Annotated in this window: 14 protein-coding genes; 10 read left to right on the top strand and 4 right to left on the bottom strand. The window is 45.6% G+C overall.

Annotated features, from left to right (window positions below; translation table 11 throughout):
- Positions 1-74: 74 nt before the first annotated feature.
- From rplM to AC27G9_RS07040, 7 genes are all read left to right on the top strand, one after another.
- On the top strand, positions 75-503 hold the full coding sequence (gene rplM, locus AC27G9_RS07010) for a 50S ribosomal protein L13 (protein WP_487072474.1): 429 nt from the start codon (positions 75-77) through the stop codon (positions 501-503).
- 12 nt (positions 504-515) lie between these two features.
- On the top strand, positions 516-908 hold the full coding sequence (rpsI, locus tag AC27G9_RS07015) for a 30S ribosomal protein S9 (RefSeq protein WP_487072476.1): 393 nt from the start codon (positions 516-518) through the stop codon (positions 906-908).
- A 297-nt stretch (positions 909-1,205) separates the two neighbouring features.
- Positions 1,206-1,838, top strand: a complete 633-nt coding sequence (petA, locus tag AC27G9_RS07020; protein WP_487072478.1) for a ubiquinol-cytochrome c reductase iron-sulfur subunit — start codon at positions 1,206-1,208, stop codon at positions 1,836-1,838.
- Between the two features lies 1 nt (position 1,839).
- Positions 1,840-3,105 (top strand): cytochrome b, encoded by a 1,266-nt coding sequence (locus AC27G9_RS07025; protein WP_487072480.1) that lies wholly within the window; start codon positions 1,840-1,842, stop codon positions 3,103-3,105.
- Complete coding sequence (locus tag AC27G9_RS07030) at positions 3,102-3,836, top strand: cytochrome c1 (protein ID WP_487072482.1); 735 nt, start codon at positions 3,102-3,104, stop codon at positions 3,834-3,836. Before AC27G9_RS07025 ends, AC27G9_RS07030 begins: the two co-directional genes overlap by 4 nt.
- Positions 3,837-3,960: 124 nt before the next feature.
- The gene (gene sspA, locus AC27G9_RS07035) at positions 3,961-4,593 is read left to right on the top strand and encodes a stringent starvation protein SspA (RefSeq protein WP_487072484.1); all 633 of its coding nucleotides are present in this window, start codon (positions 3,961-3,963) and stop codon (positions 4,591-4,593) included.
- Complete coding sequence (locus tag AC27G9_RS07040; protein ID WP_487072486.1) at positions 4,590-5,018, top strand: ClpXP protease specificity-enhancing factor; 429 nt, start codon at positions 4,590-4,592, stop codon at positions 5,016-5,018. Before sspA ends, AC27G9_RS07040 begins: the two co-directional genes overlap by 4 nt.
- A gap of 22 nt (positions 5,019-5,040) precedes the next feature.
- Here the strand turns inward: AC27G9_RS07040 and AC27G9_RS07045 are convergent, their stop codons facing one another.
- The gene (locus tag AC27G9_RS07045; protein WP_487072488.1) at positions 5,041-6,072 is read right to left on the bottom strand and encodes an alpha/beta hydrolase family protein; all 1,032 of its coding nucleotides are present in this window, start codon (positions 6,070-6,072) and stop codon (positions 5,041-5,043) included.
- 152 nt (positions 6,073-6,224) lie between these two features.
- Here AC27G9_RS07045 and AC27G9_RS07050 point away from each other — a divergent pair, with 152 nt between their 5' ends.
- From AC27G9_RS07050 to AC27G9_RS07060, 3 genes are all read left to right on the top strand, one after another.
- Positions 6,225-6,656 (top strand): TraR/DksA C4-type zinc finger protein, encoded by a 432-nt coding sequence (locus AC27G9_RS07050; RefSeq protein ID WP_487072490.1) that lies wholly within the window; start codon positions 6,225-6,227, stop codon positions 6,654-6,656.
- A gap of 398 nt (positions 6,657-7,054) precedes the next feature.
- Complete coding sequence (locus tag AC27G9_RS07055; protein WP_487072492.1) at positions 7,055-7,777, top strand: winged helix-turn-helix domain-containing protein; 723 nt, start codon at positions 7,055-7,057, stop codon at positions 7,775-7,777.
- Complete coding sequence (locus AC27G9_RS07060) at positions 7,764-9,251, top strand: sensor histidine kinase (protein WP_487072494.1); 1,488 nt, start codon at positions 7,764-7,766, stop codon at positions 9,249-9,251. Before AC27G9_RS07055 ends, AC27G9_RS07060 begins: the two co-directional genes overlap by 14 nt.
- On the opposite strand, the gene mgtE is transcribed toward AC27G9_RS07060, so the two are convergent.
- The 3 genes from mgtE to AC27G9_RS07075 all read right to left on the bottom strand — a co-directional run bounded on the left by mgtE (position 9,248) and on the right by AC27G9_RS07075 (position 13,202).
- Positions 9,248-10,606 (bottom strand): magnesium transporter, encoded by a 1,359-nt coding sequence (mgtE, locus tag AC27G9_RS07065; RefSeq protein WP_487072496.1) that lies wholly within the window; start codon positions 10,604-10,606, stop codon positions 9,248-9,250. The genes AC27G9_RS07060 and mgtE overlap by 4 nt on opposite strands.
- 127 nt (positions 10,607-10,733) lie before the next feature.
- Entirely contained in the window at positions 10,734-11,210 is a 477-nt protein-coding gene (locus AC27G9_RS07070; RefSeq protein WP_487072498.1) for a MarR family winged helix-turn-helix transcriptional regulator, read from the bottom strand.
- Positions 11,211-11,243: 33 nt separating this feature from the next.
- Positions 11,244-13,202 (bottom strand): BCCT family transporter, encoded by a 1,959-nt coding sequence (locus AC27G9_RS07075; protein ID WP_487072500.1) that lies wholly within the window; start codon positions 13,200-13,202, stop codon positions 11,244-11,246.
- Positions 13,203-13,469: the final 267 nt, after the last annotated feature.

Below are 13,469 nucleotides of genomic sequence, written 5' to 3' on the forward strand. Positions count from 1 at the left end.
ATATAATTGATTTTTGGCGATTTCTGGGACTAACAGAAATCTAGTAACGACGATTTTTTCGGGTAATTTAAAAAATGAAAACTTTTGTTGCAAAGCCAGAGACGGTAACACGTGACTGGTACGTGGTTGACGCCACAGACAAAACATTGGGTCGTTTAGCAGCTGAGGTTGCTCTACGCCTACGCGGTAAGCACAAGCCAGAGTACACTCCTCACGTAGATACTGGTGATTACATCGTAATCATCAATGCTGAGAAAGTGGCTGTTACAGGTAACAAAGCGAAGAACAAAATGTACTACGCTCACTCTGGTTACCCAGGTGGTTTGAAAGAAACAACTTTCGAAAAACTAATTGCTGCGAAACCAGAAATGGTTATCGAAAAAGCAGTTAAAGGCATGTTGCCAAAAGGTCCTTTGGGCCGTGCAATGTTCCGCAAAATGAAAGTTTACGCAGGTGCTGAACACAAGCATGCTGCTCAACAACCACAAGTATTGGACATTTAAGGAGCGTTTGACATGGCAGATACTCAATATTACGGCACTGGCCGTCGCAAAAGTTCTACTGCTCGCGTATTCTTGCGTCCAGGTACTGGTGCGATCACAGTTAACAAGCGTCCACTAGACGAGTTCTTTGGTCGTGAAACTGCTCGCATGGTTGTTCGTCAGCCACTTGAGCTTGTAGAAATGACTGAAAAGTTTGACCTATACATCACTGTTTCTGGTGGTGGTATCAGCGGTCAAGCTGGCGCAATTCGTCACGGCATCACTCGTGCTCTTATGGAGTATGATGAAGCGCTACGTCCTGCACTGCGTAAAGCAGGCTTCGTTACTCGTGACGCTCGTCGCGTTGAACGTAAGAAAGTGGGTCTACATAAAGCACGTAAGCGTCCACAATTCTCAAAACGTTAATTCTACGTTTTACTTTTCAAAAACCCGGCAAATGCCGGGTTTTTTTTTAAATCAGTGCGCTGTATCAAGAAATCACACAATTTCTTCATTATTTCTTGCTTAAATCACCCCAAAACCTTGTGTTTTTAAGGGGTTTTCTTTTATCATTCTCGGTCATAAATTTAATAAACTTTCATACCACTACGCAAATCTGTTAGCCGCATATTTTCGTATGATATGACAAGAAAAAAATGGACTGTGTAAAAGACCGTAATCTCGTACACAGAGCCATAACCTTCCAAACCTGGAGAAAAGTGGATGAGCAATGTATCTGTAGATGCAAATGAGTCTGCGCACAATAACGACCAACCCAAGGACAATCCGCGTCGCCGTTTTTTGACGGTTGCTACGTCTGTTGTTGGTGCAGTGGGTGTTGTTGGTGCGGCTGTTCCTTTTGTAGCGTCCTGGAACCCAAGTGCTAAAGCTAAGGCCGCAGGCGCCGACGTTGAAGTAGACATCAGTGGTATCGAACCTGGTCAGCTAATTCGTGTTATGTGGCGAAGCAAACCCGTGTGGATTGTACGCCGTACACCCGAAACACTAAGACAACTTGGTGAGCACGAAGATCAATTGAAAGATCCTGCATCAGAAACTGAGCAACAGCCAGCTTTCGCTCAAAACCAATACCGTTCGTTCAATGAAGAGTATTTGGTACTCGTAGGTATTTGTACTCACCTAGGTTGTTCTCCTCAGCACCTTAAAGACGGTGCGTTCGAACAATATGTCGAAGGCGTGCCAGAAGGTTTCTTCTGTCCGTGTCACGGTTCTAAGTTTGATATGGCAGGTCGTGTATTCGAAAATGTACCTGCACCATTGAACTTGGTAGTACCGCCTTACCAGTTCGTTGATGACAATACGCTCATCATTGGTTCTGAAGCGGAGGTTGCATAACATGAACGCTTTTCTAAATTGGATTGAAGAACGCATCCCAATGATGCGTGTGGCGAATATGCACGCCATTCAATACCCAGCACCGAGAAACATGAACTTCTGGTATGTGTTTGGTTTCTTGGCCACTATTGTTTTAGTTAACCAAATTGTGACTGGTATTTGGTTGACGATGAACTTTGAACCTTCATCTGAGCGTGCGTTCGCTTCGGTTGAATACATCATGCGTGAAATCGACTTCGGTTGGGTTATCCGCTACATGCACTCCACGGGTGCTTCGGCATTCTTTATCGTGGTTTACATGCATATGTTCCGCGGCATGATTTACGGTTCGTATCAAAAGCCTCGTGAACTGCTTTGGGTGTTCGGTATGTTGATTTACCTCGCACTAATGGCAGAAGCATTCATGGGTTACGTATTGCCTTGGGGCCAAATGTCTTACTGGGGTGCGCAGGTAATCGTATCTCTGTTTGGTGCTATCCCCGTTATCGGGCCTGACTTAGTTATCTGGATTCAAGGTGACTATGTTATTTCTGGTGCGACGTTAAACCGCTTCTTTGCATTACACGTTATCGCCTTACCGCTTGTGATTGTTATCCTTGTATTCTTGCATATTATTGCGCTTCACGAAGTGGGTTCTAACAACCCAGACGGCGTTGCCATTAAACACAAGAAAGGTTCTTTGTCTGAAGAAGACAAAACGAAATTTGAAATCCATGAGTACTATACATCGAAGTACGACATTGCTGATGATATTGTGCCATTCTTCCCTCATATCGTATTGAAGGACCTGGTTGCATTCAGTATTTTCTTGTTCGGTTTCTGCTATATCATGTTCTTCGCCCCAGAAATGGGCGGTAAGTTCTTGGAGCATCCAAACTTTGAAATCGCTAACCCGCTGAAAACGCCTGAGCATATCTTCCCTGTTTGGTATTTCACGCCTTTCTACGCCATCTTGAAAGCGGTACCTGATAAGTTGTTTGGTGTACTTGCGATGTTTGGTGCGATTGCTGCCTTGTTTGCGCTACCTTGGGTTGACCGTGGTCGCGTGAAGTCATGGCGCTACCGCAGTGGCTTGCACAAAGTCAACTTGATTGTATTTGCCATCGTATTCATCTTCTTAGGTTACTTGGGTGGCACACCACAAGAAAACTGGAAGATTGTGGCATCGCAAATTGCGACTATCATGTACTTCGGCTTCTTTGTGTTGTTATTCCTGTACAGCAAAAACGAAACAACTAAACCTGTACCGGCGAGGATCCCTAAATGAGAAAAATCGTATTAGCCTTAGCTTTTCTGATTCCGGGCCTGGCTGCAGCGGCAGGTAGTGGTTATCACTTAGATGAAGCAAAAATTGACCTGACTGACAAAGCGTCTTTGCAGAATGGTGCTAAATTGTTCATGAACTATTGCTTAGGCTGCCACGGCCAGCAATACCAACGTTATCAGCGTACCTTCCAAGATATTGGTGTGCCAGATGAGTTGGGCGAAGAATACTTGCAGTTTACTGGTGAGAAAGTGTCTGATTACATCGAGCGCTCAATGCCTGCTGAATCTGCAGCGGTTTGGTTTGGTGCTGCGCCACCAGACTTGACACTGGTGTCTCGTGTACGCGGTAAAGATTGGCTATACACCTATCTACGCACCTTCTATGTGGACGAAAGTCGCCCATTCGGCGTGAATAACAAGGTTTTCCCTGAAGTCGGTATGCCACACGTGCTTGAACCACTTCAAGGTACACCTCGTGAAGCGTATGAAGAAGCCTTGGTTGATGGTGAGACGGTACAGCGTTCTGTCGGCATCAAAGCAGACGGCAATGGTGCACTTTCACCAGAAGAGTATGACAAAGCAGTACTAGACCTAGTCAACTTTCTAGTCTACACAGGTGAGCCTTCGCGTCTCACGTCAGAGAAGATTGGTAAGTGGGTATTAGTGTTCATCATCGTGTTGTTTATCTTTGTTTACTTGTTGAAGAAAGATTACTGGCGAGATCTTCACTAATTACTGCTTAAATTATGTATAATGTGTAAAGGGGGCGTCTCGCCCCCTTTTTTAGCTTTTGTTGTATAACTGATTTTCAGGGTAGAGAACTCAGTTAAACTAGTCTCTAAACGGAGGAAAATGAATGGCCGTAGCCGCGAATAAACGTTCAATCATGACGTTGTTCTCAGACTCGATTGATATTTACAGTCATCAGGTACGTATTGTGTTAGCTGAAAAGGGCGTTGGTGTTGAGATCAGCTATACCGATCCAAGTAATTTGCCTGAGGACCTGATTGATCTAAACCCCTACGGTACAGTTCCTACGTTAGTTGACCGTGAACTTGTACTTTACAAATCACACATCATCATGGAATACCTTGATGAGCGCTTCCCGCATCCTCCATTGATGCCGGTTTACCCTGTGTCTCGCGGCCAAAGCCGTTTGATGATGCACCGTATTGAAAGCGACTGGTATTCTCTTGCTGCAAAAATCTTCCGTGGTGAAGGTGATGTAGAAGCGGCACGTAACGAATTGCGTGAAGCGCTTTTGGCACTTGCACCATTGTTCGCTGAAATGCCTTATTTCATGAGTGAAGAGTTCAGCCTTGTTGATTGCTATCTTGCTCCTCTATTGTGGCGTTTACCTGCTTTGGGTATTACGTTGACTGGTGCTGGCAGCAAAGAGGTCAATGCGTATATGAACCGTATCTTCTCTCGTGCGTCATTCAAAGCTTCTTTGACTGACCAAGAGCGTGAAATTCACAACCCGCTATGAAGCCAATGACATCGAATCAGCCTTATTTATTGAAGGCTTTTTTTGATTGGATCGTAGATAACGAGTTAACACCTTATATTGTGGTTGATGCGACTAACCCACTAGTGGAAGTCCCTCAAGAGCATGTTAAAGATGGCCAGATAGTGTTGAATCTATCGCCATCTGCGTGTGTTAACTTTTATCTCGATTTAGACGGATTGTCGTTTCAAGCACGTTTTGGTGGTCAACCCAGAAGGCTAAGCATGCCTTGCGCTGCGGTAATGGCCATTTATGCTCGAGAGAATGGCGCTGGTACTGTGTTCGCATTTGATGAAGACGATGCGGCACAAGGCGAAGACTTGGTTCAAGAAGATACTCTTGATACTCAAGAAGAAGCCCCCAAGCCCCCACCAAAGGGCAAACCAACGCTTAAAGTGATAAAATAAAAAAGAGGCTTAGGCCTCTTTTTTATTGTTTAATCTTCTCTTTTAACGCTTGTTTAAAGAAATCACCAATAATGCGGTTAACCTCTCCTTTCGGCGCATCTCTCAAACCATGCCCTCCCGTTGGGTATATTTTAAATGTCACCTCTCTGTCGAGTTTGGTTAACTCGTTGTTTAGCGTTTCGGCCTCGCTGAACAACACGCGCTCATCATCCTTGGCATGTATGATTAATACTGGCACATCGGGTATGGTGTCAGCCCAATAGACTGGTGAGCGAGCCTTCAATGCCGATTCTGCATGCGTTTCGTAATCGGGAATACGTTTTTGCACCATACGAGTGAAATTCGGCCTTTGGTTTTCCGTGACGGCAGTATACAAGTCTGCGCTGCCTGACACGGTAGCGATGGCTGTGATATCAGGGTAACTTTTTGCAAACAAAAAGCTTTGCATTCCACCTCTGCTGCTCCCGTAGACGCCGAGTTGCTCTGTGTCGGCAAAAGGAAGTTGCTTCAAAATATCAACGAGTGCGATGACATCGTCAACATCTCTCCCGCCGAACTGGTCCTGCGAGTTGTCGGCAACAAAGTCTTCATACTTCACTCTTTGATTACCGCGGTAGCTCGAAGCGATAACGACAAAGCCTTGTTCTGCAACCGGCATAACAGAATGCATGATACGACCCATATTCAACGAACCATAATTGCCGTTTCCACCGCGATTAAAAATCAGTGTGGGCGTAGCACCTGTTGCACTTTTCGGTTTGACGAGGAAACCTATAACTGGGTTACCCTCTACAGAATAGGTAAAAGAGTAACAATCGAGAGTGGATTGGTAATGGCTAAACTCTGCTTTAGAAAAGGGAAATCTGGCTTTATCGAAATGCTTTTTTCTACTAGCGAGTGCGTTTACCCATGTATCGTAGCTTTCAAACACGCCTGAAAAGCAAGGTTTCGTCTCTGACACATTGATAATGTTTTCCAATGATGAGGGAGAAGCGTGAGTGTACGCACTGAAAATGAGTGCGAATACAGTGCCTAAGCTAAGCCATGTTTTCATAGATAGTCCTTTATCAAAAAAACACTAGCTTATCAGAGCCTGCATTGCTTAGCCTAGTGCTGCAAAATTGAGAGGCAATATTATTTGTAATGATCTATTTCGTTGGTTGTTATGTTATAACATATATTAAAGGTTGGAAAACGGAGATAGGAATGAATACCAAGAAGCGAAAGCAGTATTCACCGCAAGAAGAGCGCTTAATCAATGCACCTGAAGATGAATATATGAACGCTGAACAACTCGGTTTTTTTCGTCAGTTACTTGTCGAATTACATGATTCGACTCGGGAGCGTATCAGAGAGGCTAAAGACCAGATGCTCAGTCCACCAGATCTCAGCGATTTGAGTGATAGAGCAACGTGGGAAGAACAATGCGCCATTCTCATGCGCATTGTCGACAGAGAGCAAAAGTTACTACCGAAAATTCAGCAGTCTCTCGAGAGAATAAGACTCGGAGAGTATGGCTATTGTCTGGAGACAGGTGAGCCAATCGGCGTGCCTCGACTGCTAGCAAGACCTACGGCGGAGTATTGTGCCGACGTAAAAATCTGCCAAGAAATGAAAGAGCACGTATTTCGCGACTGAACAACAGCGTCAAACCTGTCATGCAGTCAACAAGGCCTGAACGCGGGTAGGGATTCTCTTGGCAAAAATGAGTCTTCCTACTCTCCTCTCTTTGACGCTATCTCCCATTGGGTCGCCCCGTCTCTTGTCTATTCCATTGTGACTAATTTCTTAACTCCTTGTGATACTTTCGGGATAGTTAATCGCCATACTTAGTGCTGTATTTTGAGGTAGGACCAGCCGGTTCTTGATACCTCAACAAGATTACATGCAATTAATTTCGGCGCTGGACGGTCATATTTTTGATTGGGTTCACCACCCCTTCGGTGAGCCTGATCATATCGAGATAATACTGGCCTCTCCCCGCCACCACTTGTGCCTTGTGACGACAAGGCAATATTTTTGGGGAGTCTGGAGATATGATGATACTCGTTGTTGAAGATGATAAAGACCTCTCGGAATTATTGCGTGTAAATATGGCTGAAATTGGCGTAGAGGTAGAGGTAGCAAATTGCGGTGAGCAAGGTTTGCAAATGGCGCTGTCTCAAGATTTCGATTTAATCGTACTGGACTTAACACTGCCCAAGGTTAATGGTTTCGACATTTGTCGTCAGGTGAGAATGGAAAAGCCGGAGCAGATTATTGTGATGCTGACCGCGAAAAACTCAGAAACCGATCGAGTTTTGGGGCTGGAATTGGGAGCCGATGATTACCTCACTAAACCGTTTAGTATAAGAGAACTCCAAGCGAGAGTGCGCAGTCAATTGCGCCGCGTTGAAGTACTAAAATCCCTCGCCACCCACGATGCCCCGCAAGACAACCGAGTACAACATGGCGATTTGAGTATCAATACGACTCAACATCAAGTCTTCAGGGGGGAAGAAGAAATAGTCCTAACCTCAATAGAATTTTCGTTATTGTCGTATCTTGCGCATCATCCTAATCAAGTGTTTAGCCGAAGCCAGTTACTTAATGCCGTTTGGGGATACCAACACAGTGGGTACGAACATACGGTCAATTCTCACATCAACCGATTGCGTGCAAAGATTGAAAGAGACGCGACCAATCCAGCAATGGTTCAAACAGTTTGGGGAGTGGGTTACAAATTTAACCCTGATGGAGCGCGCAGTGTTCTTGCATAAACTGTGTTTTTATCAGCGCCTAAGCTTGAGTATCGCTATCGTTTTTGTGCTCATATTGTTAGGGAGCTTACTCGTGACGGCGCGTTGGCAAGCGCAAGTCAACAATCAAGCACAACAGCAGTTACACATTGACCTTGCCGAACACTTGGTCAATGACAACCCGATACTGTCTGAGGGCGTATACGATTACGAAGGCTTAGAGAATCTTTTCCATACTTTGATGGTATTGGGCCCGAACTTTGAATTTTATTTACTCGATACGACTGGCAAACTCATTACCTATTCGGCAAAGCCAGGAGAAGTGGTGAGAGAGTCGGTGGATATGGCGCCCATTCAGCATATGTTGAGTGCCGATAGACAATTGCCACTGCTAGGGGACGATCCTAGAGATCTCACCGGCGAAAAAGTCTTTTCCGTTGCCCAAGTGCACAGTGAAAACGGCTTACAAGGCTACTTATATGTCATTATTGGTGCGCAAAAGTACGAATCCATCATGTTGCAACTTAAACAAGATCACGAGCTTCAGCAGTTGGGTTTAATCCTACTTGCTGGGCTGGGGATTCTACTCGCGTGCCTACTCGTGTTGTTCAAGTTTTTCACTATGCCGTTGAAGTCTCTCAGTGACGATATGGAAGCGGTTTGCGAAACCGGTTTTCAGAATTTAGCAGATCATCAGCAGCCACCAAGGCCCAGACAAAGCCGCAATGAGGTTGCTCGCTTGGGTAATGCGTTTAACGACATGCTTAATCACATCAGCGGCCAGTTTGCTGAACAGGAACGTTGGCATCGAGAACGGCGTATGTTACTCGCAGATTTGTCACATGATCTGCGCACACCGTTGGCAAATCTATTGGGGTATTTAGAAACCTTAAGTTTGAAACATAATGATTTGAGCCGCGAAGTGTGTGAAGACTACATGGCCACATCGTTAAAAAACGCCAAGAACCTAAAAAAGCTCATCGATCAGCTATTTGAATTGGCGTACTTGGAAGGCGGACAGGTAACGTTGACACAAGAAGCGATTCCTGTAACCGAGCTGTTGTTCGATATCGCTCACAAGTTCGAAATGAAGGCAGAAAACAAACAGATTTCCTTGAAAGTGTCGCCGTTGGACAATGAATTTTTTGTGGTAACGGACGTCGAGAAACTAGAACGCGTACTCTCTAATCTAGTGGATAACGCTATTCGCCACACCGCTATTGGCGGTGAGGTCACACTGTCGCTTAAACAGTCTAATGGCGAGGTAACCTTGTTTGTCACCGACAACGGCGTCGGGATCAGTGAACATGAACTTGCCTATATTTTTGACGCGAGATACCAGGCCAGTAATCGCCAGTCAGACAATGCGTTACACGCAGGGTTAGGCTTAGCCATTTGTAAAAAGTTATCACTATTGCTCAATGGAGAATTGAGCGTTGAGAGCCAGTTGGGCGAGGGAACTGCGTTTAGTCTAACGCTACCTACTCAATCTTAAATCAAGAAGAGTGTAGCGGTGCCAAGGAAGGCAAAGATACCAACGACGTCTGTGATTGTGGTTAAGATTACGCTTCCTGCCAATGCTGGATCTATCTTTAGTTTTTTCATGATAATTGGCAAGGTTGCACCGGATAGCGCCGCGGCTATCATGTTCACCAACATAGCAAAGGCAATGATGACCCCGAGGGTGAAGTCTTGTTTCCACAATGCTATCACCGATGCAATGAGTACTGCCCAAATCACACCATTTAAGAAACCGATGGCTAATTCTTTGTTGATCAACCAGCGGCTGTTGCTCGGGCTAACATGGCCCAAAGCCATACCACGGATAACCAGTGTCAGCGTTTGATTGCCTGCAACCCCGCCCATGCTCGGTACAATGGTATTGAGAATTGCGAGTACCGCCATTTGACTCAATGTCGCCTCAAATAGGTCACTGACCGCTGCCGCCATCAAGGCGGTGAATAAGTTAACACCTAACCAAATCGAGCGACGTTTAGTACTTTGCAAAACCGGTGCAAAGGTATCTTCTTCATCGTCTAGACCCGCCATACTCATCATGGAGTGCTCGGCCTCTTCACGGATGATATCAACCACATCGTCAATCGTGATACGGCCGACCAGACGCTGCTTATCATCTACGACGGGGGCAGATAACCAATTGTAACGTTCAAACAAGCTAGCGACTTCTCGTTCTGGCATATCGGCGGGAATCGCTTCTGCATCCTCGTCCATGACTTCTTCTACACGGGAGTCTGGGTCTGCAGTAAGCAAACGAGGAACGGGCACCAAGCCAACTAGATTATCGGTGCGATTGACAACATAGAAGGTATCAGAGTTTTCAGGCAGATCACCTTTGAGTCTGAGATAACGCAATACCACGTCTACCGTTACGTCAGGACGCAAGGTAATGGTATCTGTGTTCATGATAAAACCAGCAGTATCTTCGCCGTAGGATAAGGCGGTTTCTGCTCTGTGCCTGTCTTGTGCATCCATCGATTCGAGGATGTCTTGTAGAACTTCGTCTGGCAGTGTACTCAAGGTTTCTGCCAGGTCGTCGGTGTCCATCTCTTCAAGGGCATCAACGACACTTTCGGGCATCATCTTGCTGATGATACCGTTACGTACGTCTTCAGACAGTTCTTCTAAAACATCACCGTGAAAGTCTGCATCGAGTAGCTCCCACAATTCATTACGGGTTTTACTCGGGCTGGATTCTAAGATGAGGGCGACGTCACTGGGTGGTAGCTCGTGGAGAATTTTGCGCACAGATACAAAGCGACCGCTCGATAAGGAGTCGTTGAGCTCTTGTAACTGACTTTGAGCAAATTTGGTCTCGAGCGCTTCTGCCACTGGTCACCTAGGTGTAACGTACTGAAAATCAATAGTTATAGGGTAACGCATAAACCCATATTATGTCATTTGAATTGCACCAATCCGCATATTGAATGATGCAATTTTATTCTGGTCAGACTTGGTTTTATTTGGTTTCGGCAATGTTGCCTACTTCGAGTAACGGTGACGCATCTATCTCTTCTGCATCCATCATGGTTGCAATGCGCTGCATGGTTGCCACCATCTGACTTTGCTCCCAGTCTTCGAGTTTGGCAAAGCGGTTGACGAAGTGTTCTTGCAGTGGGAGCGGGGCATCCTCAAGAATGGCTAGGCCGCCATCGGTAAGAAAGACGCCAACGCGGCGCTTGTCTTCCGTACTGCGAATTCGCGTCACTAATTCCTTTGCTTCGAGTCGATCTAAAATTGACGTTACGGTTGCAGGGCTGAGGTTTATATTCTCGGCAATTTGTCGAACCATAATGCCAGGAAACTTGCCGATGTTTCTCATGACCAGCAACTGGGGACCAGTGAGGCCGACCTCTCTGCTCAAGCGTTTCGAGCGCATATCAATAGCGCGGATCACTCGGCGCAGTGCGACTAATAGTTCTTCATCTCTTTGCATAAAACTCCCCAGCTAGGTTTACGAAGCGCAAATCTAGCGCATCAAATGCAGAAAATGCTGATGCTTGTGGTACTGATCAATAATATCGTTAATCACTGCGTGTGTAGACCAGCCCATGACATCATAGTCCTGACCGCCTTCTCGCAAGTGAACCTCGGCGCGATAATAGGATTGTTCGTCATCGGTGTCTATATTTTCCTGCGCAAATTCAGGCTGTTGGTATCGTCGTCGAATGACGCTGTATACAAAGTCTTCTTCGCTACCGTGGAGCACGACAAGTTTCACGCCTTTTTCGACGTTTTCAACGCTGGCTTCAATTTGTAGGTCTTTCAGTTCCTCTACCACCTTAGCCATCGCACTTTTGATATCTCCATTAATAAATTGGTCAACTTTAGAACGGCTAGGAAAGTCGACGATGTTCTTTAGCCGCTCTTGCCAATTTTCGGTTTTTGTTGGCGTTGCTACAGGTGAAGCAGTAAACAATAAGCTCTCTTTTTTAAACAACTCGACACGTAAGGATTTCATCAAGCCGGTAATAGACAACAGCAGAATTATCGCAAATGGAAACGCAGACGCTATGGTTAAAGTTTGCAGGGCAGATAAACCTCCGGCAAAGAGTAATACCATGGAGACAAAGCCAATCATGATGACCCAGTAGGCTCGTTGCCACAGTGGCGTATCGTTATTACCAAACGAGCAGAGCATATCGACTACCATCGCGCCGGAATCGCAGGATGTGACAAAAAATATCACTACCATGATGACAGCGAGAGCCGATAACAACTGACTAAAGGGAAACTGCTCGAGAAACACGAAAATGCCAACAGCCGCATCCGCATTGACCATATCGGCCAATTGGGATACGTCCAACTCTCGTACAAAGTGTATTGCCGTGTTTCCGAACACAGTCATCCATAACATGGTGAACAGCGTTGGGACAAACAACACGCCTAACACAAACTCTCGTATTGTACGCCCTTTGGAAATCCGTGCGATAAACAACCCGACGAAGGGAGCCCAAGCCAGCCACCAACCCCAGTAAAACAGTGTCCAGCCGCCAATCCAGTCAGTTTTTTCATAGGCAAACAAATTAAAGGTATTTCTAACGATATCCGAAAGGTAGTCCCCCGTATTTTGAACGAAGGCTTTGAGTAGGAATACCGATGGGCCCAGTGCGAGCACAAATACTAACAGCAGCACGGCGAGAATCATGTTGGCTTCGGATAATCTGCGAATGCCCTTGTCTAAACCGGTCGAAACAGAAACGAGTGCGCACAGTGTAATAGCGAACATAATGGCAATCTGGATTGTGGTGGAGGAGTCAATGCCAAACAAATAGGATAGGCCAGCGTTCACTTGAGCTGACCCAAAACCCAGTGAAGTCGCTACGCCAAAAATGGTACCCGCGACGGCGAATACGTCGACGATATGGCCTCGCCAACCAAAGATCTTGTCGCCAATAAATGGGTAAAGTGCAGATCGAAGAGTGAGGGGCAGGTTATGGCGAAAACTAAAATAAGCAAGAATGAGTGCCACCATGGCGTAGATGGCCCAACCGTGAAATCCCCAGTGAAAAAATGACGTTTTAAGTGCTTCTTTTACGGCTTCAACGGAGCCCGGTGTCGCGGTTGGCGGAGCGAGGTAATGCATTAATGGCTCTGCTACGCCAAAAAACATCAAACCTATTCCCATGCCAGCAGAGAACAACATGGCTAACCACGTTGGCAGTGAATACGCCGGCTGAGCATGGTCAGGCCCTAATCGAATCTCACCAAATCGAGAAATCCCGAGATATAACGTGACCACAAGTACAGTGGCCACGCTCAACACATAAAACCAGCCAGTATTGTCAATAATTCCGCTTTGAAGTGCACCGAAAATGGTATCGGCTGTGTTTGGCGCAATGAGTGCAAACAATAACAGTACTGCGATGAGTACGGATGATGATACGAAGACGGGCAAATTGACGCGAGCGAGATGTGTTTTGACCACCGAAGAGGCTCCTAAATACAATGCTTCAAATTAAATGAACTGGTTCTTGTTATCGTTTGAATTACTGTAATTTTGATTTTTTTCTAACTAATTTTTCAGCGCGTTTTTTACGCGAAAACTAATCGTATATAGGCTAATTCTCCAATTAAAACATAAAATACGGCGATTTCGAAGTGGAGGGCGGATTTTGACCTTTTGTCGTTATTCGCTAATATAGATAGAGTTCTAATAATTACACTCAAATCTAATTAATCAGGGAATACACAC

Source organism: Alteromonas sp. 5NS40-0096 (assembly GCF_057544385.1).